Raw genomic sequence first — 25,207 nt, forward strand, 5'->3', positions numbered from 1 at the left:
AGGAGACATTCATGGAAGGCGGGTGACTTGCTGCTACAACGCCGAAGGGAGTCCCCGGGAAAATGATGCGCCCGGGGCGCTTCCCGATAATTGCGATCAGTAGCCGTACTGCATGTTCTGCTGCACGTTTTCCTTGTCGTAGAAACGGTCGGACACCTTGATCCAGGTCGGGATCTTTTCACCCTTCGCATAGCGCTGCGCGACGTCGCAGGCGAGCGGGCCGAAGAACGGGCTCGACTGCACGCTCGCGCCGAGTTCGCCGGCCGCGATCGCGTCCATGCCGCCCTTGGTGCCGTCGATCGTGACGATCTGAATGTCCTTGCCCGGCTGCTTGCCGGCCGCCTTGATCGCGGCAATCGCGCCGAGCGCCATTTCGTCGTTGTGCGCGTACACGGCGGTCACGTCGGGATGCGCCTGCAACAGTGTTTCCATCACCTTGCGGCCGGTGTCGCGCGCAAAGTCGCCGCTTTGCGACGCGATGATCGTCATGCCGGGGTTCTTCGCGATGACTTCGTCGAAACCCTTCTTGCGATCGTTCGCGGCCGACGCACCCGTCGTGCCTTCGAGTTCGATGATCTTCGCCTTGCCGCCCGTCGCCTTGACGAGCCAGTCGGCGGCGCGGTGACCCTGATCGATGAAGTCCGAGCCGATGAACGTGATGTAGTCGCGGCCAGCCTTCGCCACCGATTGGTCGACGTCGCGGTCGACGAGGATCACCGGAATGCCGGCCTTCTTCGCCTGCAGCACGACCGGCGCGAGCGGCTTCTCTTCACGCGGCGGGAACACCAGCAGATCGACGTGCTGGGCGATCATGCTTTGAATGTCGGAGACCTGTTTGGAGTTGGAGCCGTTGGCGTCGGTCATCACGATCTGCCAGCCGCATTTCGCGGCGATGTCCTTGAAGCTCCGGGTTTCCGCGAGACGCCACGGGTTGTTGCTTTCGGTCTGCGCGAAGCCGACCTTCAGCGGGGTCTTGGTCGGCAACTTCGGCAATGCGTCGTCCGCGTGCGCGGCCGCCGCGCCGACACCGATTGCCAGAGCCAGCAACGAAGCTGCCAGCGGACGAATCTGCTGCTTGCGCGCGTGCATGCGCGACTGCGTATTGAGCGACGCCATGTCTTCCTCCAGTAACCGGTGACGGTTTATTTGTTTTTCGTGCTGCTCGGGATTGCCTTTGTCCAGCCGGGGGCCGACGTTGGTTCGCCGGCCAGCGCGCGATTGGCTATGACCCACCGGCGCGCTGTCTTTCCGACCCGACGTGCCGATTAGTCCACTCAAAATTATTATGGGTCAATCAATAATAATATTAACTGGCGCCGGTTTCGCCTCGGTAATTACCCTGACCGAGGTGCGTTCCACCAGCGGTCCGTCGAGCTTGACCGTGCGATGGCGCACCGGCGCGCCGGCTGCGCGGTTGTGCTCTTCCTGCAGCAACGTTTCGACGGCCCAGCGGCCGAGTTCGTAGTTGGGCAGCACCACCGTCGACAGCGGCGGATGCGTGTGGCGCGCGATTTCCTGGTCGTCGTAGCCGAGCACCGACACGTCCTCGGGCACGCGCAGGCCGAGCTGCTTGAGCGCCTCGATCGCGCCGATCGCGGTCAGGTCGTTGGCGCAGAAGATCGCGGTGGGCGGATTGGCCTCGCGCATCAGCGACAGCGTCAGCTCGAAGCCGAGGCCAGAGCTCCAGTCGCCATCGCGCACGAGTTCGGCCGCGAAAGGCAGATCGGCGGTCGCGAGCGCGGTGCGGTAGCCCTTCAGGCGGTCTTTCGCGGCGTCCTGCCACGGCTCGCCGTTGATGTAGCCGATGCGCCGGTGGCCGGCCTGCAGCAGGTACTCGGTCGCCAGATGGCCGCCCGCGACTTCGGCCGGCACCACGGACGAGAACGTGCTGTCGCCGGTGTAGCAGTTCAGCAGCACGGTCGGCACCTGCGACAGCGCGGTCGGCGGCGCGACCTTGCGCGTGTAGACGGTCGCGTAAATCACACCGAACACGTGCGGATTGGTGAGGACCCTGTCGAGTACCTGTTTTTCGATGTCGGCGTTGCCGTGCGTCGAGTAGACCGCGAGCATCTTGCCGCTCGCGTACGCGGCGTCGCGCGCGCCGTCGATGTTGACGACCGGGTGCGGGCTCGTCGAGATTTCGTCAGCCAGATAGACGATCAGGTTGCGCTCGTCGCTCGATGCCGCTAGGGGCGCGCGCAGCGACAGCCGGTAGCCGAGGTCGTGCGCGGCCTTCAGCACCTTGTTGCGGGTTGCATCGGAGAATTTCGCGCCGGCCGCGTTGTTGAGCACGAGCGAAACGGTGGATTGCGACACGCCGGTGAGCTTGGCGATGTCGGTCATGGTGGGACGGCGTTGAGTCGATTTTTTCATTGTGCGGGCCGCGCCGAGGCGGCGCTGAAGCGGGGGAATGCTAGCGGCATCATGCAGCTGACGGTACCACTAATAATATGCGCGCGGCAACGCGCGCGAACCCGCCATCTGGGAGCGGAGCTTACGGTCCGTCGCCGGCCCTTTTTTAACGAATTTATTACTAATAATATTGACCAATGGTGCGGTGTCGTGCGATTCTCGCTCGGGGCGGACCGAGGTGGTCCGCCGGCCGCGGGGTGCGCGGCAGTCAAAGGAGATATGAATGCACGTTGATGCCGCTTTCCGCTCGCGGTTTCGCCTCGTCTGACCATGCGCGATGTTTCCCTGAATCCTGCCCGGCCGCGCGAGGCACATGCCGTGACTCGTTCGGCGACTCAACGCTCATGGCTCGACGATCCCGCGATCGCCGCGCGCCTCGTCACGTTGTCGGCCGGTGCGTTGCGAGCGGTGCTCGCGCCGGACGTTGGCGGCGCGCTCGCGGCGTTCTACGAAGTCACGCCGGAAGGTCCGTTGCACTGGCTGCGGCCGGCGCCGCCGGAAGCGTTCGAAGCGCGCGATCCGCTACGCATGGCGAGCTTTCCGCTGTTCCCATACTGCAACCGGATTCGCGATGCGCGCTTCGCGTTCGACGGCGCGACGATCGATCTCGCCGGCAACGACCCGCGTTTCGCCCACGCGCTGCATGGCAACGCGTGGCGGCATCCGTGGCGCGTCGGCGCGCGCAGCGAAAGCGCGGTGGACTTGCACTTCGAGCACGAACCGGATGCGAGCGTGACTGGCGACTGGCCGTTTCGCTATCGCGCGCGGCAGCGTATCGAGTTGCGCGGTGGCGCGCTCCACATCACGATGTCCGCGCGGAATCTCGCCGGCCGGCCGATGCCGTTCGGCATGGGCCATCATCCGTACTATCCGCGCACCGCGTCGACGTGCATCCATGCCGACGTTCAGGCCATGTGGCACGCGGACACCGACGTGCTGCCGACGCATCTCGGCCCGCATCCGGCCGTCGACGCATTGCGCGCGGGCATGTCGCCCGATGCTTTCGATCTCGACAACAACTTTTCGAACTGGTCGCGCGTGGCGACGATCGCGTGGCCCGACGAGCGCCGCAATCTGACGATGCGTGCCGACGCGCCGTTCGATCACCTGGTCGTGTTCGCGCCGGCCAACGATCCGCAACTATGCGTGGAACCGGTCACGAATACGACCGATTGCTTCAACGCGGTTGGTACACAAGAACACGTCGGTGGCTGCGTATTGCAGCCGGGGGAGGAGATCGAAGCGGCGTTGAGCTGGACGCCGCATCGCGAGTGAGGGGGGACGCGCGTTCCGTTGGCGAAAGCTCAACCAACAGAAGCGCTCACTCCAGCCGCAACTTCGCCATATACGGCAAATGATCCGACAGCCACGCGGTCTCCTGCGTCGGCTGGATCCATTCGACCGGCTGCATGTCGCGCACGAACATCTTGTCGAGCGACAGCGCCGGCGAGAACGCCGGGAACGTGCGCGCGGGTTCGCCGAGCAGCGTCGCGACTTCCTGCAAGCCATGCTCGCGAAAGAGCGGCACCGAGTCGTTGCGCCAATCGTTGAAATCGCCGGCCAGCACGAGCGGACCGTCGGGGGCTTCCTTCGCGATCCAGTGCGCGATCCAGTCCATCTGCCGCAACCGCGCCGGACGCGTCAGCGCGAGATGCGCACAGAGCAACGTGACGAGTCGTCCGCCGAACGTCGCACGCGCGACCAGCAGGCCGCGCTTTTCGAAGCGGTGCGCGGAGATGTCCCAGCGGCCGCCGAGATCGAGCGGATGCGGCGACAGGATCGCATTGCCGTGCCGCCATGACGGCTTGAACACGTTCGGGCCGAGCGCGACTTCGAGTTCGAGCGCGCGCGCGATTTCGGTTGCCTGACAGTGCCATACGTCGGTCAGTGGATCGCGCATCGGCGTGCCGAAACTGCTCGCCAATACCGGCGACGGCATACGCCGCGCCATCGCTTCCTGCAGGAAGTATGCGTCCGCGTGGGTCGATTGAACCCAGCGCTGCATCGCCTGCCAGGCCTGAAAACCGAGCGGTGTGCGGCCCTTGTGCAGGTTCCAGCTCACCGCGACGAAATCGTTCGGCGCGAGGCTCTCGCGGATCAGTTCTTCTGGGTTTCGCATGCCGCGTTATCCACGTGTTCTGTTTGAGCGCGTCGGTAAGGCGCGCGGTTCCTGTCAGTTCGGATTGCTGCTGCCGGTCGCGGCGCCATTGCCGCTCATGCCGCCGTTCGTGCCGTTGCCGTTCGCACCGTTGCTCACGACGTTCGCATGCACGCGGTACACGAGGTTCGGATTGTGATCGACGATCGTCCAGCTCGCCCATTGATCCGGCGGCACCACGAGACCCGGGTGGCTCGCGCTCACCTGGCGCGGCTGCGGCGGCAGCTTGCAGCCGATGTCGGTGCGCCGCGCATTGTCGTCCTCGAGCGTTTCCTGCGTGTCGATCGAAAACATCACGCCCTCGGGATCGACGCGCAGCGTCGACACCGTGATCGTGCGTGACAGATCGATGCTGCCGGCGGGCTGATCCTTGCAGCCGACCTCGTGTTGCACGACCTGGTGATGCGTATCCGTGCGTGCCTGGCCGACGGTCGTAGTGCCTTCGAACGAATCGATCTGCTGGCCATCTTTCACCACCTGCAGCTGCCATTGCACGACCTGCTGCGCTGGCCGTTGTTGCGCGTGGGCGAGCAACGAAGCGCCAAGCAGCATGGCCAGGATACTGGTTTTCCACATAAAAAGGATCTCCGCTCACGCGTCGCTTGCGTGGGTGCCTCGTAGCAATTAGAGAGCCATCTTACCCCCGATGGCCGCAACGATTTCTGACACGGTCGACGAGGGCCGGTTCAGCAACACTCCATTCCAGATAAGGATGGGATGCCAGCGATCGTTAGCAGCAGAGCCACATGACTGCTGGCTTGCACGCGTTTGTGTCCTCGCTACACTGGACTCGAACCGGCGCTCACAAGGCGCCGCCGCTGCAGAATCAGCCAGACGGGGTGAGCGATGACGACAGCAATGGTCAAACAGGAAATCGCCGTGGCCTCGTTCAGCCGGGTGTATGACCTCGACGAGGTCGAAAGCGCGCTGAACGGTCTCGGCGAGGGCGCGAACGAGGCGCTGCGCGCGACCTACGAAAAGATGCTGAAAACCGGCAATCTGCGATTCTGCGTGAAGCCGAACCGGATGCCGTCGATCGACGATCTGATCGGCGCGCTGCCCAATTTTTCCGCACCGCTCGACGACATCCGCAAGCAGGTCGCGCTGTGCCTCGAAACCGAGGACCGGCTCGAACTGATGCCGATCCTGTTGCTCGGCGAGCCCGGCATCGGCAAGACGCATTTCGCGAAGCAGCTCGCGCGCCTGCTCGGCACCGCGTACCAATACGTCGCGATGAGTTCGCTGACGGCGGGCTGGATTCTGTCGGGCGCGTCGTCGCAATGGAAGAACGCGAAGCCGGGCAAGGTGTTCGATGCACTCGTGAACGGCAGCTACGCGAACCCGGTGATCGCCGTCGACGAAATCGACAAGGCGAGCGGCGATTCGCAATACGATCCGCTCGGCGCGCTGTATGCGCTACTCGAACACGACACCGCCCAGAGCTTTATCGACGAGTTCGCCGAGATACCGATCAACGCGGGCAACGTGATCTGGATCGCGACCGCCAACGACGAACGCGCGATCCCCGAGCCGATCCTGAACCGCATGAACGTCTACGAGATCTCGCCGCCGGACCACGCCGGCGCGCGACGCATTGCGCAGTCGATCTACGACGAGATCCGCGGTGCGCACAACTGGGGCCTGCGCTTTCCGGGGACGCTTGGCGAAGCGACGCTCGATGCGCTCAAGCGGGCCTCGCCGCGCGAGATGCGCCGCGCGATCCTGAACGGCTTCGGCGCGGCGCGCATCGCGGGACGCGACCAGATCGAGCCCGCCGATATCCGCCTAGATTACGGAAACCGGCGAAAACCGATCGGTTTTTGAGGTTTTCGGTCGTTTTTTTCACCCAAACCCCGCTTCTCTGGAATTTGGGGAGCCGTCTCGGCAAATTCATACAGCCTGCATGGTGAATGCCGCGGCAATTATTGCTATTTTCGATGTGGGAGCGCGGAATCGAGCCAGCTTGCGCCGCCATCGCCTGGTCGGCGCGCACGAACGTTTGTCACTTCTGTCTGTACCGAGTCGTACAATTTTCCGTGGCGGTGATAAAAAGACATAAGCAGACCAGCGGACAGATGCGTTCGACAACAAACGGAACGCGGCGGCGAGGTGCCGTACTTGTCTTCCTTCCATCGGCTGAACGAGGCAGCGCGCGGCCCCATGCGCCGCGTCAACGGATATGGATCAGATCGAATGTGTAGTGATCGGCGCCGGCGTGATCGGCCTCGCGACGGCGCGCGCGCTGGCGGCGCGCGGGCGCGAGGTGATCGTGCTGGAGGCCGCCGACGCCATCGGCGTGGGCACGAGTTCACGCAACAGCGAAGTGATTCATGCGGGCATCTACTATCCGCGCGGATCGCTGAAGGCCACGCTGTGCGTGCGCGGCCGCGAAATGCTGTATGACTATTGCGCCGAGCGCAACGTGCCGCATTCGCGCTGCGGCAAGCTGCTCGTCGCCACGTCGCGCAACCAGATTCCGCAGCTCGAAAGCATCCTGGCCAAAGGGCGCGACAACGGCGTGCTCGACCTGATGCGCATCACCGGCGATCAGGCACAGGCGCTCGAACCGGCGCTCGAATGCGTGGAGGCGGTGTTTTCGCCGCAGACGGGGATCGTCGATAGTCATCAGTACATGCTCGCGCTGCAAGGCGATGCCGAGCGCGACGGCGCCGTGTACGCGTTCCATGCGCCGGTCGAGGCGATCGAGGCTCACAATGGCCGTTTCACCATCGCGGTCGGCGGTGCGGCGCCCACCACGATCAGCGCTGCCTGCGTGATCAACAGCGCGGGTCTGCATGCGAACGCACTCGCGCGCAAGATTCGCGGACTCGACGTGCGCCACGTGCCGCCGCTCTACTTCGCGCGCGGCAATTACTTCAGCATCTCGGGGCGCGCGCCGTTCAGCCGCCTGATCTATCCGATGCCGAACGAAGCCGGCCTCGGCGTGCATCTGACGCTCGACCTGGGCGGCCAGGCGCGCTTCGGTCCCGACGTCGAATGGGTCGATGCGATCAATTACGACGTCGATCCGCGTCGCGCGGAGTCGTTTTATGCGGCGATTCGCGCGTACTGGCCGGCCTTGCCCGATGGCGCGTTGCAGCCGGCGTATGCCGGTATTCGTCCGAAGTTGTCCGGCCCGGGCGAGCCCGCCGCGGACTTCGTGATCCAGGGGGCGGCCGCGCATGGCGTGCGCGGGCTCGTCAATCTGTTCGGCATCGAGTCGCCGGGGTTGACCGCATCGCTTGCGATTGCGCAGCGGGTCTGCGAGCTGAGCGGGCGGCCTTGAGGCCGTGTTTGCCCCGTACCGATCCGCTTATTTTTAGCATTTGGAATATCACGGGCGACGGCTACGTTGCTATGCTTGGGGAACGCTGTCATCAGAACGGCGTTGATTCCAATATAAATGGAGTGAGTCCCCATGAGATCTTCCCGTCGCACGTTTTTGATCACCAGCATCGGTGTGGCATCGACGCTCGCGCTGTCGCGCCAGGCGTTCGCCGACGCGCCGAAAGTCTCCGAAACCGATCCGACCGCGCAGGCGCTTGGCTACAAGGCGGACGCGAGCAAGGTCGACAAGGCGAAATTCGCCAAATACACGCCTGGCGAGCAATGCAGCAACTGCAGCTTCTTCCAGGGCAAGGCGGGCGATGCCTACGGCCCCTGCACGATGTTCGCGGGCAAGCAGGTCGCGGCCACGGGATGGTGCAGCGCCTATAACAAGAAGGCCTGATCAAGCCTGCGCATGAGGTGCTTGCAAGCGCGCACGGGATGCGCCGCAGTACCGCGGCGCATCCCGTGATTGTGCGCGTCGTGGTGCTTCGCGCCGCGCGTGGCGCAGGCTGCGCGGCGCAAGCCGGGCCGGTTTTTCAAAGCTTCATTGCAGCGGGCCGCTGGACTTTTAGCGGCGCGCATTCATCAATGGCGGCCGCTTGTCGAACCACGGCCGTGCCGCCTCGAGTTGCGCGGCGAGTCTGAACAGAGTCGCCTCGCCGCCGATACGCGCCGCGAACTGCACGCCGATCGGCAGCCCGCGCGCATTCCAGTACAAAGGCACCGACATCGCCGGCTGGCCGCTCAGGTTGAACAGCTCCGTGCATCCGGCCCACGCGAACGCCTTGTTCGACGCTTCGAACAGCAGTTTCTTCATCAATCGTTCTACCGGTATCGTGGTGACCGCGCGCATCTGCATGCGCTCGACCGAGCTTGGTCGCATCTCGCCGATCTTGATCGGCGCGGACGCGAGCGTCGCGCACAACAGCACGTCGTAGCGGTTCAGCAGGTCGGTCAGACGCGCAGTGATGCGGCGCTGTTCGTCGAGCGCGGCCGGCAAGCCCTGCTCGCCGAGCTTGCGGCCGACGTGCGCCATCGCCCATGTCGAAATTTCGAACTCGCCGCGCGTTGGCTTGTGGCCGGTGATGCGCTCCGCGTTCAGCACGAGGTCCTCGGCGGTCACCGACCACAGCGTCAGGAACGCATGACGGACCGCCGCGAAATCGACGCCGAGCGACACCGGCTCCAGACGATGGCCGAGTGAGCTCGCGAGGTGCGCGGCGTCGTCGAGCGCGGCGCGCGCATCGGCCGATAACGACGGCGCGAGCATCGGCTCGGTCACGTAGGCGATCGTCAGCGGTTTGCACGGCTCGCGCGTCGCGCCGAGAAAGGTGCCGGGCGCGCCGCTCGGCCGCTCGGCGTTGCCGGCCAGCAGATCGAGCAGCAACGCGCTGTCGCGCACGCTGCGCGACACGGCGTGATCGATGCCGAGTTCGCCGGCCCCGGCCTGCGCCGCACGCGGCACGCGACCGCGCGAGGGTTTCAGGCCGAACAGTCCGCAGCACGACGCCGGAATCCGGATCGAGCCGCCGCCGTCCGACGCATGCGCGAGCGGTACGATGCCGGCAGCGACCGCCGCCGCCGCGCCGCCGCTCGAACCGCCCGGCGTGTGATCGATATTCCACGGATTGCGGCACGCGCCAAATAGTTCGGGCTCCGTATAAGGCATCTGGCCCAGCTCGGACGTGCTGGTCTTCGCGAAGATATTCAAACCCGCCGCTTTCGCGAGCGCGACGACCGGCGCATCCTGAGTCGGAATGAAGTGCCGGTAGTGTCGGCTGCCCATTGCCATGGGCAGTCCCGCAACGGGCGCGCCGAGATCCTTGATCAGGAACGGCACGCCGGCGAGCGCGGCGTGGGCGGCGGAGTTGTCCGTTCCGTTCGCGCCGTCGACGGTATTCGCGCGATTCGCGTCTTCGCGCGACGCACGTTGGCGGGCCGCATCGTAGTCCTTCAGAACGACCGCGTTGATCGCGGGATTGACGGCCTCGGTGCGCGAGATCGCGACGTCGATCAATTCGCGCGCGCTGACCTGGCGCGTGCGCACCAGTTCGGCGAGGCCGATGGCGTCATGAGCGAGATAGTCTGATTGCACGTCGGTTGAGCCCTCGCGGTCGGTTGGCATGCTGCGTCGAATTCGTGGCCGGTCATGCACGCGCGACGGGGGCGTTTCGCTCGGCATCGCGTTGCCCCGCTCGGGCGTCGCACATGTGAAAAGACGGCGTGTCGGCCCACACGCCGTCTTGCACAGAGTACCCGAGTTGAGCGCCGACGTGACTCATGTGAATTCGAGTGCGCGCTTCAAATGCGCGAGCTTGCGATCACATGCGCAACGCGGCGGGGCCGACTGAATGCCGGAACCGCGGATTACATCCGCTCGCCGAGGAACGTCAGCGTGCGGCCATGCGCCAATGCCGACGCGTGCTGGTTGTACGACGCACGCTCCGAGCAGTTGAAACCGTGATCGGCGTTCGGGTAGATGTTGAATTGCACGTTGGCGCGACCCGCGAAGCGCTCCTGAATCTGGCCGATGTCCGACGGCAGAATATGCGCGTCGAGCTCGCCGTAGTGGAACTGCATCGGCACCTTGATGTTCGCGGCTTTGTCGAGATGGTTATGGATGCCGCCGCCGTAGTAGGCGACAGCGGCGTCGACCGAACCGGCCGCCGCGGTCAGATAGGCGAGACGGCCGCCGAAGCAGTAGCCGATCGCCGCGATCTTGCCGGTCACTTCCGGCAGCGCGCGCAAGGCGGCCGCGGCGGCGCCGAGGTCGGCGACCGCGTCGTCGACCTTGGTTTTCTGCATCAGCTCGATGCCCTTTTCGCGATCCTTGCCGTCATACGTCAATTCGACGCGCGGCTGCACGCGCCAGAACACGTCCGGGGCGAGCGCGACATAGCCGTCCTGCGCGTACTGATCCGCGACCGAGCGGATATGGCCGTTCACGCCGAAGATTTCCTGAATGATGATGACGGCCGGTCCCTTGCCGCCCTTCGGCAGCGCGAGGTAGCCGCCGAAACTGTCGTTGCCGGCGGGGATGTCGATCCATCGGGAAGTCGTGCTCATGCTGTTCTCCATTGACTCGCGCGACCGCCGCGCGAGGTCGGTGTGTACGAAACGCTCAAGGCCACGAGGCCCTGCAACGGGCGCTTAGTTTGCCATCAAAAGAATCGCCTTGCAGGGAGGCGGGACGGGGCCTCGCGGGTGATGCGAACTGCTTCGATTCTCGTCAGGCGATTGAAACGATCTCGATAATTCATTTCTCCGCGATGGCGCGTGTCGGTAAAGTCAGCGCGTGATGGCTCGCGCGTGTCAGCGCGTCTCGCGAACATGTTGGCGAGCGCATGAATCAGCACATCGACGGCTTTGCGCCGGAAGGAAACGAACATGAATGAAGACAGTTTCGTGACGCCGTTCGCCGAGCACTTCCAGATGCGGGTACCCGTCGTGCAGGCGCCGATGGCCGGCGGCGCGACGACGCCGGCGCTCGTCGCGGCGGTATCCAATGCGGGCGGACTTGGTTTTCTCGCGGGGGCGGCGCTCGCGCCCGAGAAGATCGCGAGCGAGGTCGCGGCGATTCGCGCGCTGACCGATCGCCCGTTCGGCGTGAATCTGTTCGTGCTCGATCCGGTCTCGCCCGATGAAGCCACCGTGCGCCGCGCGCTCGACGCAATCGATCCGCTGCGCGCCGATCTCGGCTTGCCGCCGGGACAGCCGCTCGCACGCTATGCGCCTGACTTTCGCGCGCAACTGGAAACGCTGATCGAATTGCGGGTGCCGGTCGCCGGCTTTACGTTCGGACTGCTAGCAGCGGGCGACGTCGAGCGTTTGCACGCGAGCGGCAGCTATGTAGTTGGGACTGCGACGCATGTTGCCGAAGGCATCGCGTGGCGCGATGCGGGCGCCGATGCCGTCGCCGCGCAAGGCGCGGAGGCGGGCGCGCATCGCGGCACGTTCATCGGCGCATTCGAAGATGCGCTGGTCGGCACGATGGCGCTCGTGCCGCAACTCGTCGACGCGACCGGGCTGCCGGTGCTCGCGGCCGGCGGCATCATGGACGGTCGCGGCATCGTCGCGGCACTCGCGCTCGGCGCGCAAGCCGCGGTGATGGGCACCGCGTTTCTGACCACCCGCGAGAGCGCGATCCCCGAGGTATGGAAAACCCGCGTGCGCGGCATGGCAGATACCTCGACCACGGTGACGCGCGCGATCACGGGCCGCCACGCGCGCGGCATCCGCAATCCGTTGATACAACGATTGCGCGAATCGGCGGACGGCATCGCGCCGTATCCGGTGCAAAACGCGTTGACGCAGGAGCTGCGGCAAAACGCGGCACGTGCGCAGAACGGCGATTACCTGTCGTTGTGGGCGGGGCAGGGTGCGCCGCTTGGCCACACGCGCGCCGAAGCAATCGGCGCGATCGAACTGATGGCGCAGCTCGAGCAGGAATGGCAGGCGGCCTCCGTGCGAATCGCCGCGTTCTTGCGTTGATTGCATGGCCGATTTAAGGCTGATTTAAGTTTTTTACCGCGCTGACAATCCTGTGCGGCACGCCACATTTTTGAGTTGAAAAACCCTTCGAATCATATGTGACAGAAGCCGGAAAATGGCTAAATCCGCGCCCGCGGAGAAACTTCCCAATTAGCGGAAACCCGCATGGGCTGGGGCTTTCCGGCCCGCTCGCCCAAGCCACGAGCGGTTCGCCCGGGAACTGCGCTATTAGTGTTGTTCCCACTTTCTCAAAAAATTCCCCCAAATTAATTTGATGGCCTACACTTGCGCGCAAGTACGGTTTGCCAACTGTCACAAACAGTCCGGTAAACGTACTGGCCAAGTGCATGAACGATGCAACCGGCGTGGTCGTCCACGGGACTGAGCGACACGTGTAGGGAAGCGGGGCACAGGGCGATTACGTTGTTTTGACCGAAACTGGAGACTTACATGAACATCAAGATTCAAAAGCTGTTGCCGATCAGCGCTGCGGCGGTGCTGTTCGCGACGTTGGCAACATCGGCCGCGGCCGACACGGTCGTGAAGATCGGTCACGTCGCGCCGTTGACTGGCGGTATCGCTCACCTGGGTAAGGACAACGAGAACGGCGCGCGCCTCGCCGTCGAGGAAATCAACGCGAAGGGTCTGACGATCGGCGGCCAGAAGGTCACGCTGCAACTCGACGCGCAGGACGACGCGGCCGACCCCCGCACGGCCACGCAGGTTGCGCAGAAGCTCGTCGACGACAAGGTCGTCGCCGTGGTCGGCCACCTGAACTCGGGCACCTCGATCCCGGCATCGAAGATCTATAGCGATGCGGGCATCGTGCAGATCTCGCCGTCGGCAACGAACCCGGCCTACACGCAGCAAGGCTTCAAGACGACCTACCGCGTCGTCGCGACCGACGCGCAGCAAGGCCCGGCACTCGCGAACTACGCGGCGAAGGGCATGAAGGTGAAGAGCGTCGCGATCGTCGACGACTCGACCGCTTACGGCCAGGGTCTCGCGAACGAATTCGAGAAGACGGCGAAGTCGCTCGGTATGAACGTCGTGTCGCACGACGCGACGAACGACAAGGCCGTCGACTTCCGCGCGATTCTGACGAAGATCAAGGGTGAAAATCCCGACGCGATCATGTACGGCGGCATGGACGCGACCGGCGGCCCGTTCGCCAAGCAGGCGAAGCAGCTCGGCCTGCGCGCGAAGGTGCTGGCAGGTGACGGCGTGTGTACCGACAAGCTGTCGGACCTGGCCGGCGACGCAACCGACAACATCGTCTGCTCGGAAGCCGGCATGGCGCTCGAAAAGATGGCGGGCGGCAAGGCGTTCGAAACGAAGTACGAGAAGCGCTTCGGCCAGCCGATCCAGATTTACGCGCCGTTCACGTATGACGCGGTGTACATCGTCGTCGACGCGATGAAGCGCGCTAACTCGACCGATCCGGCGAAGATCCTGGCAGCGATGCCGACGACCGACTACAAGGGCGTGATCGGCGAAACGACGTTCGACTCGAAGGGCGACCTGCAGCACGGCGTGATCTCGCTGTACAACTACAAGCAAGGCAAGAAGACGCTGCTCGACGTCGTGAAGATGTAAATTCGCTGTGGTCGAAGGCGGCGTCGGGCCGCACTTCGATTTGCCGCCAAAGAGGCACGTGGGCCGTCAGGCTTGCGTGCCTCTTCTTTTTGGCGTTGCGTTTGCGTCAGATCTTCAAACGCCGCAGCACCTTCGGCCCGACGAGCGCGATCATCGCGGCGCACACAGCGACGACCGACAGCCCGATCGTCAGATTGGTCACCTGCGCGACCGCACCGATGATCACCGGTCCGAGCAGCAACCCGAAATAGGCCAGACCCGCGACGTGCGCGAGCCCCTCGGCCGCGTGGATGCCCTTCACGCTCGCGGCCGCCGCGAACAGCACCGGCATCATGTTCGCGAGGCCCAGGCCGATCAGCGCAAAGCCGGCGAGCGCGGCCACCGGATTCGGCAGCAGCAGCGCGTCGACCATCCCGGCGCAGGCGAGCGCCGCACTGATCATCACGAGTTGCGGCGCGCCGAAGCGGGCGCGCACCGCGTCGCCGGCAAAACGCGCTGCCGCCATGCCGCCGGAAAACGCCGCGTAGGCGGCGCTGGCGAGCGCGGGCGTCGAGAGCACGACATCGCGCATATAGACCGTGGCCCAGTCGTACATCGCGCCTTCGGCGATCAGCGCGACCAGCGCCATCGTGCCGAGCGCCCACAACGCCGGCGAGCGCCAGCGGCTCGCGCGCGGCGTCGCGGCATCGGGATGCTCGGCGTGCGGCACGTGCGGCAGCACCGACGGGCACGCGAGCACCAGCACGAGCGCGCTGGCCGCCGCGGCGAGCGCGAGATGCAGAGCCGGCGCCATGCCGCGCGACAGCAGCGCCCCGCCCACCGCCGCGCCGAACATGCCGCCAAGGCTGAACATCCCATGCAGCGACGACATGATCGGCTTGCCGAGCGCCTTTTCGACGGCGCTCGCTTCGGCGTTCATCGCGACGTCGAGCGTGGCCATGCCCGCGCCGAAGACGGCCAGCACGACGAGCAGGATCCAGTACGCCGGCACGACGAGGATCAGCGCGGCGCAGGCGGCCATCGCGAGGCCGCCGGTCAGGCAGGCGCGGCGCGTGCCGACCCGCGCGATCCACGACGCATTGGTCACCATCGCGCCGATCGATCCGCCCGCCACCGCGAACAACGCGAACGACAGCATCGCCGGATTCAGATGGAAGCGGTCGCGCACCGTTGGCACGTGCACGCCCCACGAGGCGTACATCATGCCGGCGATGAAAAACACCGCCATCGTGGCAATGCGTGCGCGTTGCCGTGCGGTGACAGACAGATTGCGATGCGCGGCGGGCAGGACGGCGAATTCGGAAGCTTGGTGATCGGGCACGGAGGTCTCGAGGCGAAGTGCGCGAGAAAGCGCATTGAAAGCGGATCTTCGATTCTATCGAAGCGTGGTGCCGAATGCTTGGAGCCGTGGGATCGGGCGCATACGATTGATAGGCTGGAGGATGGAACCTGGCGGTATTGCCGGCTGTCATGCCATGGCACGCCGCAGTTGGTTTTTGCATTGCCGTGCGCGGCGGCTTTTCTGCCGCTCACCGCTTTCCGTTCATTTCTAATTCACCGAGGAACGCTCAGTTGAACATTCCGGCTCACGCTCCGCTGCATCTGCTGCACACGGCCACGGTCGGCACGCTCGCCACGCATGCTCGCCAGCCCGAGGGCTTTCCGTATCCGTCGGTGCTGCCGTTCGCGCCGGACGCGCGGCATCGTCCGACGATCCTCGTGAGCCGGCTCGCGGAGCACACGCACAACCTGCACACCGATCCGCGCGCCGGTTTTCTGGCCGTCGACGCACCCGACGGCGACGTGCTGGGCGGCCAGCGCGTCACGCTGCTCGGCCGCTTCGAGCCGGTCGGCTCGAGCCCGGAACTGGCGCGGCGCTACCTGCGCTATCACCCGGACGCGGAGCGCTACCTGATGCTGGGCGATTTCACGTTCTGGATCATGGAGGTCCAGCGGCTGCGCTACATCGGCGGCTTTGGCGCGATGGGCTGGCTCGATGGCGCCGAACTCGATCCGCTGCCGCCGCTTGCAGTCAGCGAGGAGGACGCGCTGATCGCGGAATTCGGTCACCGGCTGAGTGGCGCGGGCGGCGTCGAATTGCTGGGTGTCGACCGTTATGGCGCCGATCTGAAACGCAACGGCGTGCGCCACCGTTTCGCATTCGATGGCGCCCGGTCCGATACCGGGACATTGCACGCCGCGCTCGAAGTCTGCATCGAGCGGCATGCGGATTAAGTATTTATCGTTTATCGGGAAAACACGCATGCGCCGGTCGCGACGAACGGGTCTTTGTCTCAATAGTGCGCGGCTTATCCAAGTCAAAGCTTTCATGCCGTGAAATGTTCGATGTGCAATAGACGGCTCAAGTCTCATTTCTTGATAGTTAAATGGTGTAAATATGCAGATCAGTGGACTTTTTCAGCGACATGCGAAATCAGGATTTGTAGTCCGACCCAAAAGCAGCGCAGGAAACTTTTTGAAACGAATTTAAATTAATTTTGTCCGGTTACTTATCCAGCCTTTCTATTTTGTGTTAATCTCGCCGTCAAATTCCGAGGCATGAAACCTTCAAAGGCGAGTCGGCAAAAGACCGGCGGTCATTTATCCATACCACAAGGGAACCTATGTCTTCTTACAAGGAACTGCTCGCACAGCGCGAGAAGCTCGAAAAGCAGATTGAAGAAGCGAAGTCGCGCGAATACGCGGAAGTCTTGAATGAAATCAAGCAGAAGATGGCGGATTACGGCATTTCACTGAGCGAACTCGGCGGCGGCCGCGCACCGAAAGGCGCTAAAGGGAGCCGGCCGCGCGCAGGCGTCGCGCCTAAATATCGCGATCCGGAAAGCGGCAGCACGTGGTCCGGTCGCGGCAAGCCGCCGCGCTGGATTGCGGGTCTTGATCGCGAAAAGTTTCTGATCCAGAAGTAATCACGATCAGGCGGGCAGTGAGGGTTGGCCGCACGTAGTACGAATAGCGGCAATCCACCGCGTTTATAGCCTGCTGCAGAATCTGAAAAAGCCGCGCACCGTTCAGGGCGCGGCTTTCGTCATTTGCGGCGCCGAGTTCTTTGTCGCATGCGCTTCAGGCAGCTGGAACGCGAATGCTTTTCGTTTAGATAAGCGATTGATTTAAAAAGGTTTTTTTCTGCTTTTCCCTGCGCGCGCGATTCGTGGCGGGTACAATAACAATAATTGTCCTTTCCGCCTTTTCAGCATGCAGTCCGCCACGATCGCCCAAACCACCGAGAAACAACGCGTTGCGCGCAAAAGTACTTTTGCGAGTATTGCGCTCAATAGCGTGTTGATGACGCTGCAAATCGCCATCGGCACGGTCGCGCACTCGCAGGCGCTAGTTGCCGACGGTGTCCATTCCCTTGCCGATCTTATTTCCGATTTTGTCGTGCTGATTGCCAATCGGCACAGCGGGGCCAAGCCCGACGCGGATCACAATTACGGGCATAGCCGTTATGAGACGGTGGCGTCGTTATTTCTCGGCGCGCTGCTGATCTCGGTCGGCGTCGGCATGTTGTGGCGCGCCGGTACGCGGCTCGCCGACCTGCAAAATATTCCCGCCGTGCACATGAGCGCGCTCGCGGTCGCGGCGCTCGTGCTGGTCTGCAAGGAAGCGCTGTTTCGCTACATGCTGCGCGAGGCGAAGCGCGTGCGTTCCGCGATGCTGATCGCGAACGCATGGCACGCGCGCTCGGACGCGGCGTCGTCGCTGGTGGTGGGAATCGGCGTGATCGGCAGTCTCGCCGGCTTGCGGTTGCTCGACCCGATCGCAGCGGCCATCGTCGGTTTCATGGTCGCGCGCATGGGCTGGATCTTCGGTTGGGACGCGCTGCAGGATCTGTCGGACCGCGCGCTCGACGAAACCGCCGCGGCCGACATGCGCGCATTGCTGATGTCCACCCCCGGCGTGCGTGACGTGCACGAAATGCGTACGCGCAAGATGGGCGATTTCGCGCTCGTCGACGCGCACATTCTGGTCGATCCGATGATTTCGGTATCGGAAGGGCATTACATCGCGGAGTCGGCGCGTCTGCGCGTGCTGACCGACAAGCGCGTGCTCGACGCGCTGATCCACGTCGATCCGGAAAACGATGCACTCGCGCATCCACCGGTCGATCTGCCACCGAGGGAGCGCGTGAGCGCCGAGGTCGACGCGGCGCTGGCGGCCGGGGGCTTGCAGGCCGCTGCGATAAATCTGCACTACCTGAGCACGGGGCTCGACGTGGCGGTGGTGTTACCGGCGGCAGCGTCCGTTCAAGGGCGCGCTGCAGACGGCCCCGAGGCCGCGCCTCTGCTGGAAAGCGAGGCGCAGTCGCTTGGGCGCGTCGATCTGGAGGCGCTCAAGCGTCGTCTCGGCGCGCGCAAGCTAGACGTGCTGCTGCAACGGGATATCTCGGCCGCGCAAGGCGGTTCGGCGGCGGAACTCAAGACTGGCGTCGCCCCCAGCGGTCGGTCAACCGCCACGGAGCCTCACAACGCCGCCTGAGTCCGACGAGTTTCGGACATCCGATGCCGCGAACCTTCATGCCGCCCGCGGCGGCGGGATCCGTCACAACGGCAACTGCGTATCGAACTTGATTTCGCGCAGCACGACGCTCGTACGCACCTGCGCGACGGCCGGAATCTTGAAAATGCGTTCGTGCAGGAAGCTGTCGTAGGCCTTGATGTCCGGCGCGACGATCTTGAGGATGTAATCGGATTCACCGGTCGTGCTGTAGCACTCGGTCACTTCGGGGCAGGTGGCGATTTCCCGCTCGAACTGCTCGACGCCGCCTTCGGTATGGCGCGTCAGATGGATATGCGCGAGCGCGCACACGTGCAAGCCGAGCTTTTCGCGATCGAGCAGCGCCGTGTAGCGCTGGATCACGCCCGACTGTTCCATGTCCTTGATGCGCCGCCAGCACGGCGTGCTCGACAGCCCGACCTGGTCGGAGATTTCCTGCACGGAACGACGTGCGTCGAGCTGCAGAAGGCGCAGGATCTTCTGTGAGAACGTATCGAGTGTCAACTGCGCCTCCGTTAGCGTCGCCGTATCAACGCATGGTAGAGGGCGCGAAAACGAAACGCAATGTAAAACGGCTCTCGCGAGCGAGATTGCCTAATTTACCGGGTCGGGAGCGGCGTTTTGCCCTGAGCCGTCCCCATCATCCTTGCCGTCCCCCGGCAGTTCGGGCTGACGCGCGCGCAAGTCCTTCAGCATGTTGCAAAAGAGGGCACCCTGCTCGATCGCGTCGTCAAGCGCGACGTGCGTATGCGGATGGTCGTCGAACCAGTGCTTCGGAAAGCGCGGCTTGATGTTCTTGCGGTACGGCAGGCCGGTCATCGCGAACGCGAGCGTCTTGATGTCGAGCGCCGACCACGAAAACGGGCAGCGGCCGACGAAGCGCATCATGTACCAGAACATATAGGTGAAGTCGAAGCCGGCCGGCATCGCGACGAACACCGGCTTGCCCGGCAGCGCCTCGACCCATTCGACATAGGCGGTCAGGGCGGCCTCGGGTTTCTGCAAGTCCTGGCGGCAGGCCGTCCATGCTTCCGGCTGCGTCTTCCACCACGCTTCCTGAACCGGATGCGGCGCTGCACCTTCGAGCAGTTCGAGATTCGCCGAAAACGTCGCGATCAGCTGCTTGTCTTCGGTGTATGCGGCGGACGCGAAGCTCAGCATCGAATGCGGGCCGGGGATCGGGCCGTCCGCTTCGACGTCGGTACTCACATAGATTTCGCTGCTCATGCGCCAACTCCGTCTGCGACGTAGGGATTCGTGCGGCGCTCGGCGCCGAACGTCGAGGTCGGGCCGTGGCCGGGCACGAACGTGACGTCGTCGCCGAGCGGCCAGAGTTTGTCGCGGATCGAGCGGATCAGGTCCGCATGATTGCCACGTGGGAAATCCGTGCGGCCGATCGAGCCGGCGAACAGCACGTCGCCAACTAGTGCAAGCCGGTGCGCGCGGCTGAAGAAGACCACGTGGCCCGGCGTGTGGCCGGGGCAGTGATAGACCTCGAGGGTTTCGTCGCCGAATTGCACGGTGTCGCCGTCTTGTAGCCAGCGGTCCGGCGCGAAGGCGTCGGCGGCCGGGAAGCCGAAGCGCGTGCTCTGGTCCGGCAGCTTGTCGAGCCAGAAGCGTTCGTCGGGATGCGGACCTTCGATCGGCACGCCGTAGTGGGTGGCGAGTGTCTTCGCGCCAGCGCAGTGATCGATGTGGCCATGGGTCAGCAAGACCTTTTCGACGGTCACGTTCTGCCGCGCGATCTCGCGCTGGATCGTGTCGAGGTCGCCGCCCGGATCGACGACGGCCGCGCGCCCGGTGGCCTCGCAAACGAGCAGCGAGCAGTTCTGCTGGAACGGCGTGACGGGGATCAGGGTGACTTTCATGGCTGGACGACGCGCTGGAAAAACGTTGATTGTACCGGGCCTCGCGACAGCCTCCGCCGCCCATGCGACGGGGCCGACTCACGGCCCGTCTCGGTCTTTCGTATGTTCATTTTTGCGATAAATGTGAAGATTGATCAAGTTTTTGAGCAGCCCGCCATCCCAGAAAAAAGTTTTGGGTATAATGGACTCCATGCACTAGGAATTGTGCTGCCACAAGGCGATGTGTTCCCACCAAAAGGGAATGCCGCTCGCCGTTCAAGTAAGGGCTGTCGGAATGCCGACGGCCATCCAGTATCGATGCGTTCGATGCACACGTCTTGCCCAGCCAGGCGCCGCGCGCCTGCTACGGAATTAATCTCCGTGACGCTGGGTGGGGCCTACGCCGCCGTTCCTGCGCGCTGAATTGCGCGCGCAAGAACGTGTCATTGCCACGTTCAGTTGGCGGCATGTGGGGTCTGGTCAGGCTGCCGGGACAGGTTGCGCCAGACGTGAAAATTAACCGTGCGGTAGCGGCTGAGTGAGCCGTATCCGGGCTTTGACGTACTGCGCTTTTTCGCGCGGCGCGTTGTCGTCCCTGCCGCCGGAGCCGCAAGCAACATACCCAGCAGTTTGCGGGTGACGCGGCTCGACAATGTGATTGCACGTCTTATGAAAACTGGGCTAACCCGTGGTCTAGGGACTCTTTTTACCTTTTTTGTACTGGCCGGCTGTGCCACGCCTCCGGGCGCACGCGATACGTCCGCGAACGACACGCCACAAAGTACAAAGAACACGCACCTGAGCTCTTTCGGACCGCAATCGTTCGGTAGCGCGCCGGCCTCGAGCCCGAGCGCGTCGAGCGCGCCCGCGTCGCCGCTGGCTGACGCGCAGCCGCTCACCGACGACGGCGTAGACGTCGCGGACTTCCATCAGATCGGACGCGCGTCGTGGTACGGACGCTTCTTCCACGGCCGCCGCACCGCCAATGGCGAGCGCTACGACATGCATGCCCTGACGGCCGCGCATCGCACGCTGCCGCTCGGCTCGTACGTGCGCGTGACCAATCCGGCCAATTCGCGCTCGGTGATCGTACGGATCAACGACCGCGGCCCGTACGCCCGCGGCCGCGTGATCGACCTGTCGATGGCGGCCGCCGCCATGCTCGACATGCGCCACACCGGCACCGCGCGGGTCAAGATTGAAGGGCTCACGCAACAGGAAGCGCGCGCCGAGCTGAACGAGACGCTCGCGTCGAACTCGGATTCGAACAAGTGATGTGACGTTACGTGGCGATGATGCCGCGTCGGGTGAACCAACCGTCTGTAGAAAATCGAAGGGCCGCGACATGCGGCCCGTTTCGTTTGCCGTCCGCCGCTTACCCGCCCGGCTTCGCTCTCAGGCGTCGGGCTTGTCTTCCTTCAGCGCCAGCGCGCGCGTGTACAACGCATTGCGCGATGCGCCCGTGAGCGCCGCCGCGACCTTCGCCGCGCTGCTCACCGTCAATTCTTCCAGCAGGATGCCGAGCAGCGCGTCGTGATCGTGCTCGCCGGCCGCTTCGGGCGCCGCGCCTTCGACCACCAGCACGAATTCGCCACGCTGCCGGTTCGCGTCGGCAGCGAGCCACGTTGGCCCTTCGGCCAGGGTGCCCTGGTGCAGGGCTTCGTGTAACTTCGTCAGTTCCCGCGCGATCAGCAGACGGCGTGTGCCGCCGAACGCATCGGCGAGCGCCTGCACCGTCTCGACGATCCTGTGCGGCGCTTCGTAGAACACCATCGCGTGAGGATGTTGCGCGAGCGCCTGCAAGGCGGTGGCGCGCGCCTTCGGCTTTGGCGGGAGGAAGCCGAGGAACGAGAACGTCGCGACCCAGTCGCCGGTTGCGCTGAGCGCGGTGGCGAGCGCACTCGCGCCGGGCAGCGGGACCACCACGAAGCCGGCCTCGCGCACGGCATCGACGAGCTTGGCGCCGGGGTCCGAGATGCCTGGCGTGCCCGCGTCGGACACGTAGGCCACGCGCTCGCCGGCCTGCAGATACTCGATCACGCGCTGCGCGGCGGTGCGCTCGTTGTGCTGATGCACGGCGACGAGCGGCTTCGAGATGCCGTAGCGCGCGAGCAGCTGACCGGTGTTGCGGGTGTCCTCGGCGGCGATGCGGTCCGCGAGTCCGAGCACGTGCAGCGCGCGCAGCGTGATGTCGGCGATGTTGCCGATCGGCGTGGCCACCACATACAGCACGGCGGCGGGGTACTGCTGCCCTTGCGCGAGTTCGGAGAGAGGAGTCATGACACGGAAGACACAAACAGACGGAACGAGGCCGACATTGTGCCATGTGGGCTTGCGCGAGCAGGCCCCGCCGAACACTGCGCAAAAGATGCCCATAAACGCCGGTCCAAAAACCGCCCACAACTTTTCCTGCGCTCACCAGTCCAAATCCGTCGGCGCGGCTTTCGAAGCACGCGCGCGAGAATTTTTGCAGCGCCAGCGTCTGCGCTTCGTGGCGCGCAACGTCGCATGTCGGGGCGGCGAGATCGATCTCGTGATGAGTGATCGTGACGGCGCGCTGGTGTTCGTCGAAGTTCGCGCGCGTGCGCAGCGGCATTATGGCGGTGCGGCTGCGAGCATCGGTTGGCAGAAGAGACAGCGCATCGTGCGAGCGGCGCGGCACTATCTCGCGACGCGCGCCACGACGAACCGCGGCCCGCGCGACGAACCCGCGTGCCGTTTCGACGTCGTCGCGTTCGAGAGCGGCAGGCTCGTGTGGTTGCGCGATGCGTTTCGCGCCGACGAAGTCTGACCGACAGCGCAGAGAACGCGCGTGAGTGCGATAAACTTGCGCTCGCATGCCGCGCGAACTCATCGGCGGCCACAGCCTGGCAGTATGACTTCACAACACGGCCGCGCAGTGCGGTCCATTCGCGGTAGAAGATAGAGACTCGATGTCAGTCGAACGCATCCAACAACACTTTCGCGACAGCGCGGCAGTCAAACTCGAAGCCCTCGAAACCCTGTCGATGCCGATCGCCGCCGCGATCGACACGATGTTCGCCGCGCTCGCCAACGGCAATCGCATCCTCGCGTGCGGCAACGGCGGTTCGGCCGCCGACGCGCAGCATTTCGCGGCCGAGCTGATTGGCCGCTTCGAGCGCGAGCGGCCAGGTCTGCCGGCCATTGCGCTCAGCACCGACACCTCCGTGCTCACCGCGATCGCCAACGACTATTCGTTCGAACAGATCTACGCGAAACAGGTCTGGGCGCTCGGTCAGCCCGGCGACGTGTTGCTCGCGATCACCACATCCGGCAATTCCGCGAACGTGCTCGCCGCGATCGAAGCCGCGCATGAGCGCGAAATGATCGTCGTTGCGCTGACCGGCAAGGGCGGCGGACGCGCGCAGCAAGTGCTGAGCGACACCGACATTCACGTGTGCGTGCCGTCCGACCGCACGGCGCGCATCCAGGAAGTGCACCTGCTGACCATCCATTGCCTGTGCGACGGCATCGATGCCATGTTGCTCGGCGAAGACTGAGACTGATTTCGAAGGAGAGCTAGTTGATGAGCGTTTTCCGCATCAAGAAGACACTGGTGAGAACCGTGCTCGTGGTCGGGGTCGCGGCGGGCCTGTCGGCCACGCTGCAAGGCTGCTTTCTCGCTGTCGGGGCGGCGGCGGGCGGCGGCGCGCTGATGGCGACCGACCGCCGCACGCTCGGCGCGCAGACCGAGGATCGCGAGATTCAGGTGAAGGCGCTGTCGCAGATCAGCCAGAATCTGCCGGACTCCGCGCACGTCAACGTCACGGTGTTCAACCGCCGCGTACTGCTGACCGGCGAGGTCGCGGGCGAGGCGTCGAAGCAGCGTGCCGAGAGCATCGTGCGGAACATGAACAACGTGAATACGATCGTCAATGAACTGGCGATCGTGCCGGCGAGCTCGTTCTCGTCGCGCACCAATGACACCTACCTCGAAACGCGCGTGAAGACCGCTCTGATCGCCGAGAAGAACATTTCGGCGAACAACTTCAAGGTCGTGGCCGAGCGCGGCAACGTCTATCTGATGGGCCTCGTCACGATGAATGAGGGCAATATCGGCGCCGACGTCACGAGCCGCGTGCCGGGCGTCGTGCAGGTGGTCAAGGTGTTCCAGTACATCCAGCCGCAGGAAGCCGAAGCTGCTGCGGCCGCCGGTGCGACGGCGCCGGTGGCCGCCTCGCAGCCCGAGGTCAGCGAGCCGACGGTCGGCGCGATTCCCGATTCGTCGGTGAGCGCGCGGCCGCTCGATCAGCAGGCGCCTGCGCCGGTCAACTCGTCGACGTCGGTGCGGCCGGGTAATCCGAAGGCGGTGCCTTGATGCGCGGTGTGACGCGTGCGGGTGCCGTGTTCGCGTTGGTGGTGGGCGCGGTGGCGGGCACGATGACGTCGGTTGCTCGCGCGGCCGAGGCGCCGCGCGGCCAGCAGGTCGCCGCCGCGAATGCATGCATGGGCTGTCACGCCGTCGATCGCAAGCTGGTTGGTCCGTCGTTCCAGCAAATCGCCGCGAAGTACAAGGGCGACGGGCAGGCGCCGGCCAAACTCGCGCGCAAGGTGAAGGACGGCGGCTCCGGCGTATGGGGCATGATTCCGATGCCGGCCCATCAATCGATGAACGATGCGGACATCCGCGCGGTGGTCGACTGGGTGCTCGCGGGCGCGCCGTCCAGATGAGGTTTTCCCGGGGCTGGAGGCTTGGCAAAAGGGAAAATGGCTGTGCTAGAATTATTTTTGTTGGGGGGGTAGCTCAGCTGGGAGAGCGTCGCGTTCGCAATGCGAAGGTCGGGAGTTCGATCCTCCTCCTCTCCACCATCAGGTAGTCCTGGCAGTTCCAGAGTAT

General features: G+C 64.5%; 27 protein-coding genes and 1 tRNA gene. 15 read left to right on the top strand and 13 right to left on the bottom strand.

Annotation, left to right across the window (positions count from 1 at the left end; genetic code table 11):
* Positions 1-96 precede the first annotated feature (96 nt).
* A complete protein-coding gene (locus OKW41_RS41340) occupies positions 97-1,116 on the bottom strand; it encodes an ABC transporter substrate-binding protein (protein ID WP_018419141.1) in 1,020 nt (339 codons plus the stop codon).
* Between the two features lie 174 nt (positions 1,117-1,290).
* Positions 1,291-2,343 (bottom strand): LacI family DNA-binding transcriptional regulator, encoded by a 1,053-nt coding sequence (locus tag OKW41_RS41345; protein WP_429576001.1) that lies wholly within the window; start codon positions 2,341-2,343, stop codon positions 1,291-1,293.
* Positions 2,344-2,682: 339 nt separating this feature from the next.
* On the opposite strand from OKW41_RS41345, the gene OKW41_RS41350 reads away from it, so the two are divergent.
* Positions 2,683-3,687, top strand: a complete 1,005-nt coding sequence (locus OKW41_RS41350; protein WP_429576002.1) for an aldose 1-epimerase — start codon at positions 2,683-2,685, stop codon at positions 3,685-3,687.
* 46 nt (positions 3,688-3,733) lie between these two features.
* Here the strand turns inward: OKW41_RS41350 and OKW41_RS41355 are convergent, their stop codons facing one another.
* Both OKW41_RS41355 and OKW41_RS41360 read right to left on the bottom strand, forming a co-directional pair.
* Complete coding sequence (locus OKW41_RS41355; RefSeq protein WP_429576003.1) at positions 3,734-4,531, bottom strand: endonuclease/exonuclease/phosphatase family protein; 798 nt, start codon at positions 4,529-4,531, stop codon at positions 3,734-3,736.
* Positions 4,532-4,585: 54 nt separating this feature from the next.
* Positions 4,586-5,146, bottom strand: coding sequence for a hypothetical protein (locus OKW41_RS41360; RefSeq protein ID WP_429453584.1), 561 nt, complete (start codon positions 5,144-5,146; stop codon positions 4,586-4,588).
* Positions 5,147-5,416: 270 nt separating this feature from the next.
* Between OKW41_RS41360 and OKW41_RS41365 the strand changes: the two genes are divergently transcribed.
* The 3 genes from OKW41_RS41365 (at position 5,417) to OKW41_RS41375 (ending at position 8,300) form a co-directional block, all read left to right on the top strand.
* On the top strand, positions 5,417-6,394 hold the full coding sequence (locus OKW41_RS41365) for an AAA family ATPase (protein WP_184060843.1): 978 nt from the start codon (positions 5,417-5,419) through the stop codon (positions 6,392-6,394).
* 355 nt (positions 6,395-6,749) lie between these two features.
* Positions 6,750-7,856, top strand: a complete 1,107-nt coding sequence (locus tag OKW41_RS41370; RefSeq protein WP_429576004.1) for an NAD(P)/FAD-dependent oxidoreductase — start codon at positions 6,750-6,752, stop codon at positions 7,854-7,856.
* A 132-nt stretch (positions 7,857-7,988) separates the two neighbouring features.
* Positions 7,989-8,300, top strand: a complete 312-nt coding sequence (locus OKW41_RS41375; protein ID WP_429453581.1) for a high-potential iron-sulfur protein — start codon at positions 7,989-7,991, stop codon at positions 8,298-8,300.
* 168 nt (positions 8,301-8,468) lie between these two features.
* On the opposite strand, the gene OKW41_RS41380 is transcribed toward OKW41_RS41375, so the two are convergent.
* The 3 genes from OKW41_RS41380 to OKW41_RS41390 all read right to left on the bottom strand — a co-directional run bounded on the left by OKW41_RS41380 (position 8,469) and on the right by OKW41_RS41390 (position 11,289).
* Positions 8,469-10,025: an amidase gene (locus OKW41_RS41380; RefSeq protein ID WP_429576005.1), complete on the bottom strand. Its 1,557-nt coding sequence runs from the start codon at positions 10,023-10,025 to the stop codon at positions 8,469-8,471.
* A 242-nt stretch (positions 10,026-10,267) separates the two neighbouring features.
* Positions 10,268-10,966, bottom strand: coding sequence for a dienelactone hydrolase family protein (locus OKW41_RS41385; protein ID WP_429453577.1), 699 nt, complete (start codon positions 10,964-10,966; stop codon positions 10,268-10,270).
* Positions 10,967-11,061: 95 nt separating this feature from the next.
* Positions 11,062-11,289 (bottom strand): hypothetical protein, encoded by a 228-nt coding sequence (locus OKW41_RS41390; RefSeq protein ID WP_429576006.1) that lies wholly within the window; start codon positions 11,287-11,289, stop codon positions 11,062-11,064.
* Here OKW41_RS41390 and OKW41_RS41395 point away from each other — a divergent pair.
* Complete coding sequence (locus tag OKW41_RS41395; protein ID WP_429576007.1) at positions 11,288-12,391, top strand: NAD(P)H-dependent flavin oxidoreductase; 1,104 nt, start codon at positions 11,288-11,290, stop codon at positions 12,389-12,391. The two genes, OKW41_RS41390 and OKW41_RS41395, sit on opposite strands and share 2 nt — an antisense overlap.
* 450 nt (positions 12,392-12,841) lie before the next feature.
* Positions 12,842-13,987, top strand: a complete 1,146-nt coding sequence (locus OKW41_RS41400) for a branched-chain amino acid ABC transporter substrate-binding protein (RefSeq protein WP_429453573.1) — start codon at positions 12,842-12,844, stop codon at positions 13,985-13,987.
* A 106-nt stretch (positions 13,988-14,093) separates the two neighbouring features.
* Here OKW41_RS41400 and OKW41_RS41405 read toward each other — a convergent pair whose 3' ends face one another.
* Positions 14,094-15,308: an MFS transporter gene (locus OKW41_RS41405; protein WP_429453571.1), complete on the bottom strand. Its 1,215-nt coding sequence runs from the start codon at positions 15,306-15,308 to the stop codon at positions 14,094-14,096.
* A 251-nt stretch (positions 15,309-15,559) separates the two neighbouring features.
* On the opposite strand from OKW41_RS41405, the gene OKW41_RS41410 reads away from it, so the two are divergent.
* Positions 15,560-16,222 carry a HugZ family protein gene (locus OKW41_RS41410; protein ID WP_184068800.1) on the top strand — a complete coding sequence of 221 codons (663 nt, stop codon included), beginning with the start codon at positions 15,560-15,562 and terminating at the stop codon, positions 16,220-16,222.
* 389 nt (positions 16,223-16,611) lie between these two features.
* Positions 16,612-16,914 carry an H-NS family nucleoid-associated regulatory protein gene (locus OKW41_RS41415; protein ID WP_429453567.1) on the top strand — a complete coding sequence of 101 codons (303 nt, stop codon included), beginning with the start codon at positions 16,612-16,614 and terminating at the stop codon, positions 16,912-16,914.
* Between the two features lie 184 nt (positions 16,915-17,098).
* Here the strand turns inward: OKW41_RS41415 and OKW41_RS41420 are convergent, their stop codons facing one another.
* Complete coding sequence (locus OKW41_RS41420) at positions 17,099-17,302, bottom strand: hypothetical protein (protein WP_429453565.1); 204 nt, start codon at positions 17,300-17,302, stop codon at positions 17,099-17,101.
* Here OKW41_RS41420 and OKW41_RS41425 point away from each other — a divergent pair.
* A complete protein-coding gene (locus OKW41_RS41425; protein ID WP_429576008.1) occupies positions 17,291-18,484 on the top strand; it encodes a cation diffusion facilitator family transporter in 1,194 nt (397 codons plus the stop codon). The two genes, OKW41_RS41420 and OKW41_RS41425, sit on opposite strands and share 12 nt — an antisense overlap.
* A 63-nt stretch (positions 18,485-18,547) precedes the next feature.
* Here the strand turns inward: OKW41_RS41425 and OKW41_RS41430 are convergent, their stop codons facing one another.
* From OKW41_RS41430 to OKW41_RS41440, 3 genes are all read right to left on the bottom strand, one after another.
* Complete coding sequence (locus tag OKW41_RS41430; RefSeq protein WP_012431468.1) at positions 18,548-19,006, bottom strand: Lrp/AsnC family transcriptional regulator; 459 nt, start codon at positions 19,004-19,006, stop codon at positions 18,548-18,550.
* Between the two features lie 90 nt (positions 19,007-19,096).
* Positions 19,097-19,729 carry an exonuclease gene (locus OKW41_RS41435; RefSeq protein ID WP_429576009.1) on the bottom strand — a complete coding sequence of 211 codons (633 nt, stop codon included), beginning with the start codon at positions 19,727-19,729 and terminating at the stop codon, positions 19,097-19,099.
* Entirely contained in the window at positions 19,726-20,370 is a 645-nt protein-coding gene (locus OKW41_RS41440; protein WP_429576010.1) for an MBL fold metallo-hydrolase, read from the bottom strand. Before OKW41_RS41440 ends, OKW41_RS41435 begins: the two co-directional genes overlap by 4 nt.
* A gap of 648 nt (positions 20,371-21,018) precedes the next feature.
* On the opposite strand from OKW41_RS41440, the gene OKW41_RS41445 reads away from it, so the two are divergent.
* Positions 21,019-21,624 carry a septal ring lytic transglycosylase RlpA family protein gene (locus OKW41_RS41445; protein ID WP_429453558.1) on the top strand — a complete coding sequence of 202 codons (606 nt, stop codon included), beginning with the start codon at positions 21,019-21,021 and terminating at the stop codon, positions 21,622-21,624.
* Positions 21,625-21,744: 120 nt separating this feature from the next.
* Here the strand turns inward: OKW41_RS41445 and rsmI are convergent, their stop codons facing one another.
* The gene (gene rsmI / locus OKW41_RS41450; protein ID WP_429576011.1) at positions 21,745-22,629 is read right to left on the bottom strand and encodes a 16S rRNA (cytidine(1402)-2'-O)-methyltransferase; all 885 of its coding nucleotides are present in this window, start codon (positions 22,627-22,629) and stop codon (positions 21,745-21,747) included.
* A gap of 88 nt (positions 22,630-22,717) precedes the next feature.
* Here rsmI and OKW41_RS41455 point away from each other — a divergent pair, with 88 nt between their 5' ends.
* The 5 genes from OKW41_RS41455 to OKW41_RS41475 all read left to right on the top strand — a co-directional run bounded on the left by OKW41_RS41455 (position 22,718) and on the right by OKW41_RS41475 (position 25,179).
* Positions 22,718-23,140: a YraN family protein gene (locus OKW41_RS41455; RefSeq protein WP_429453554.1), complete on the top strand. Its 423-nt coding sequence runs from the start codon at positions 22,718-22,720 to the stop codon at positions 23,138-23,140.
* Positions 23,141-23,282: 142 nt separating this feature from the next.
* Complete coding sequence (locus OKW41_RS41460; protein WP_184068788.1) at positions 23,283-23,870, top strand: phosphoheptose isomerase; 588 nt, start codon at positions 23,283-23,285, stop codon at positions 23,868-23,870.
* A 26-nt stretch (positions 23,871-23,896) separates the two neighbouring features.
* A complete protein-coding gene (locus tag OKW41_RS41465; RefSeq protein ID WP_429453552.1) occupies positions 23,897-24,688 on the top strand; it encodes a BON domain-containing protein in 792 nt (263 codons plus the stop codon).
* On the top strand, positions 24,688-25,041 hold the full coding sequence (locus OKW41_RS41470) for a c-type cytochrome (protein WP_429453550.1): 354 nt from the start codon (positions 24,688-24,690) through the stop codon (positions 25,039-25,041). Before OKW41_RS41465 ends, OKW41_RS41470 begins: the two co-directional genes overlap by 1 nt.
* Before the next feature lie 62 nt (positions 25,042-25,103).
* Positions 25,104-25,179: transfer RNA gene (locus OKW41_RS41475), tRNA-Ala, on the top strand.
* The last annotated feature ends 28 nt before the right edge of the window (positions 25,180-25,207 follow it).

The sequence above is a fragment of the Paraburkholderia sp. UCT70 genome, from assembly GCF_050434085.1.
In the GTDB taxonomy this organism is placed as follows: Bacteria; Pseudomonadota; Gammaproteobacteria; order Burkholderiales; family Burkholderiaceae; genus Paraburkholderia; species Paraburkholderia tuberum.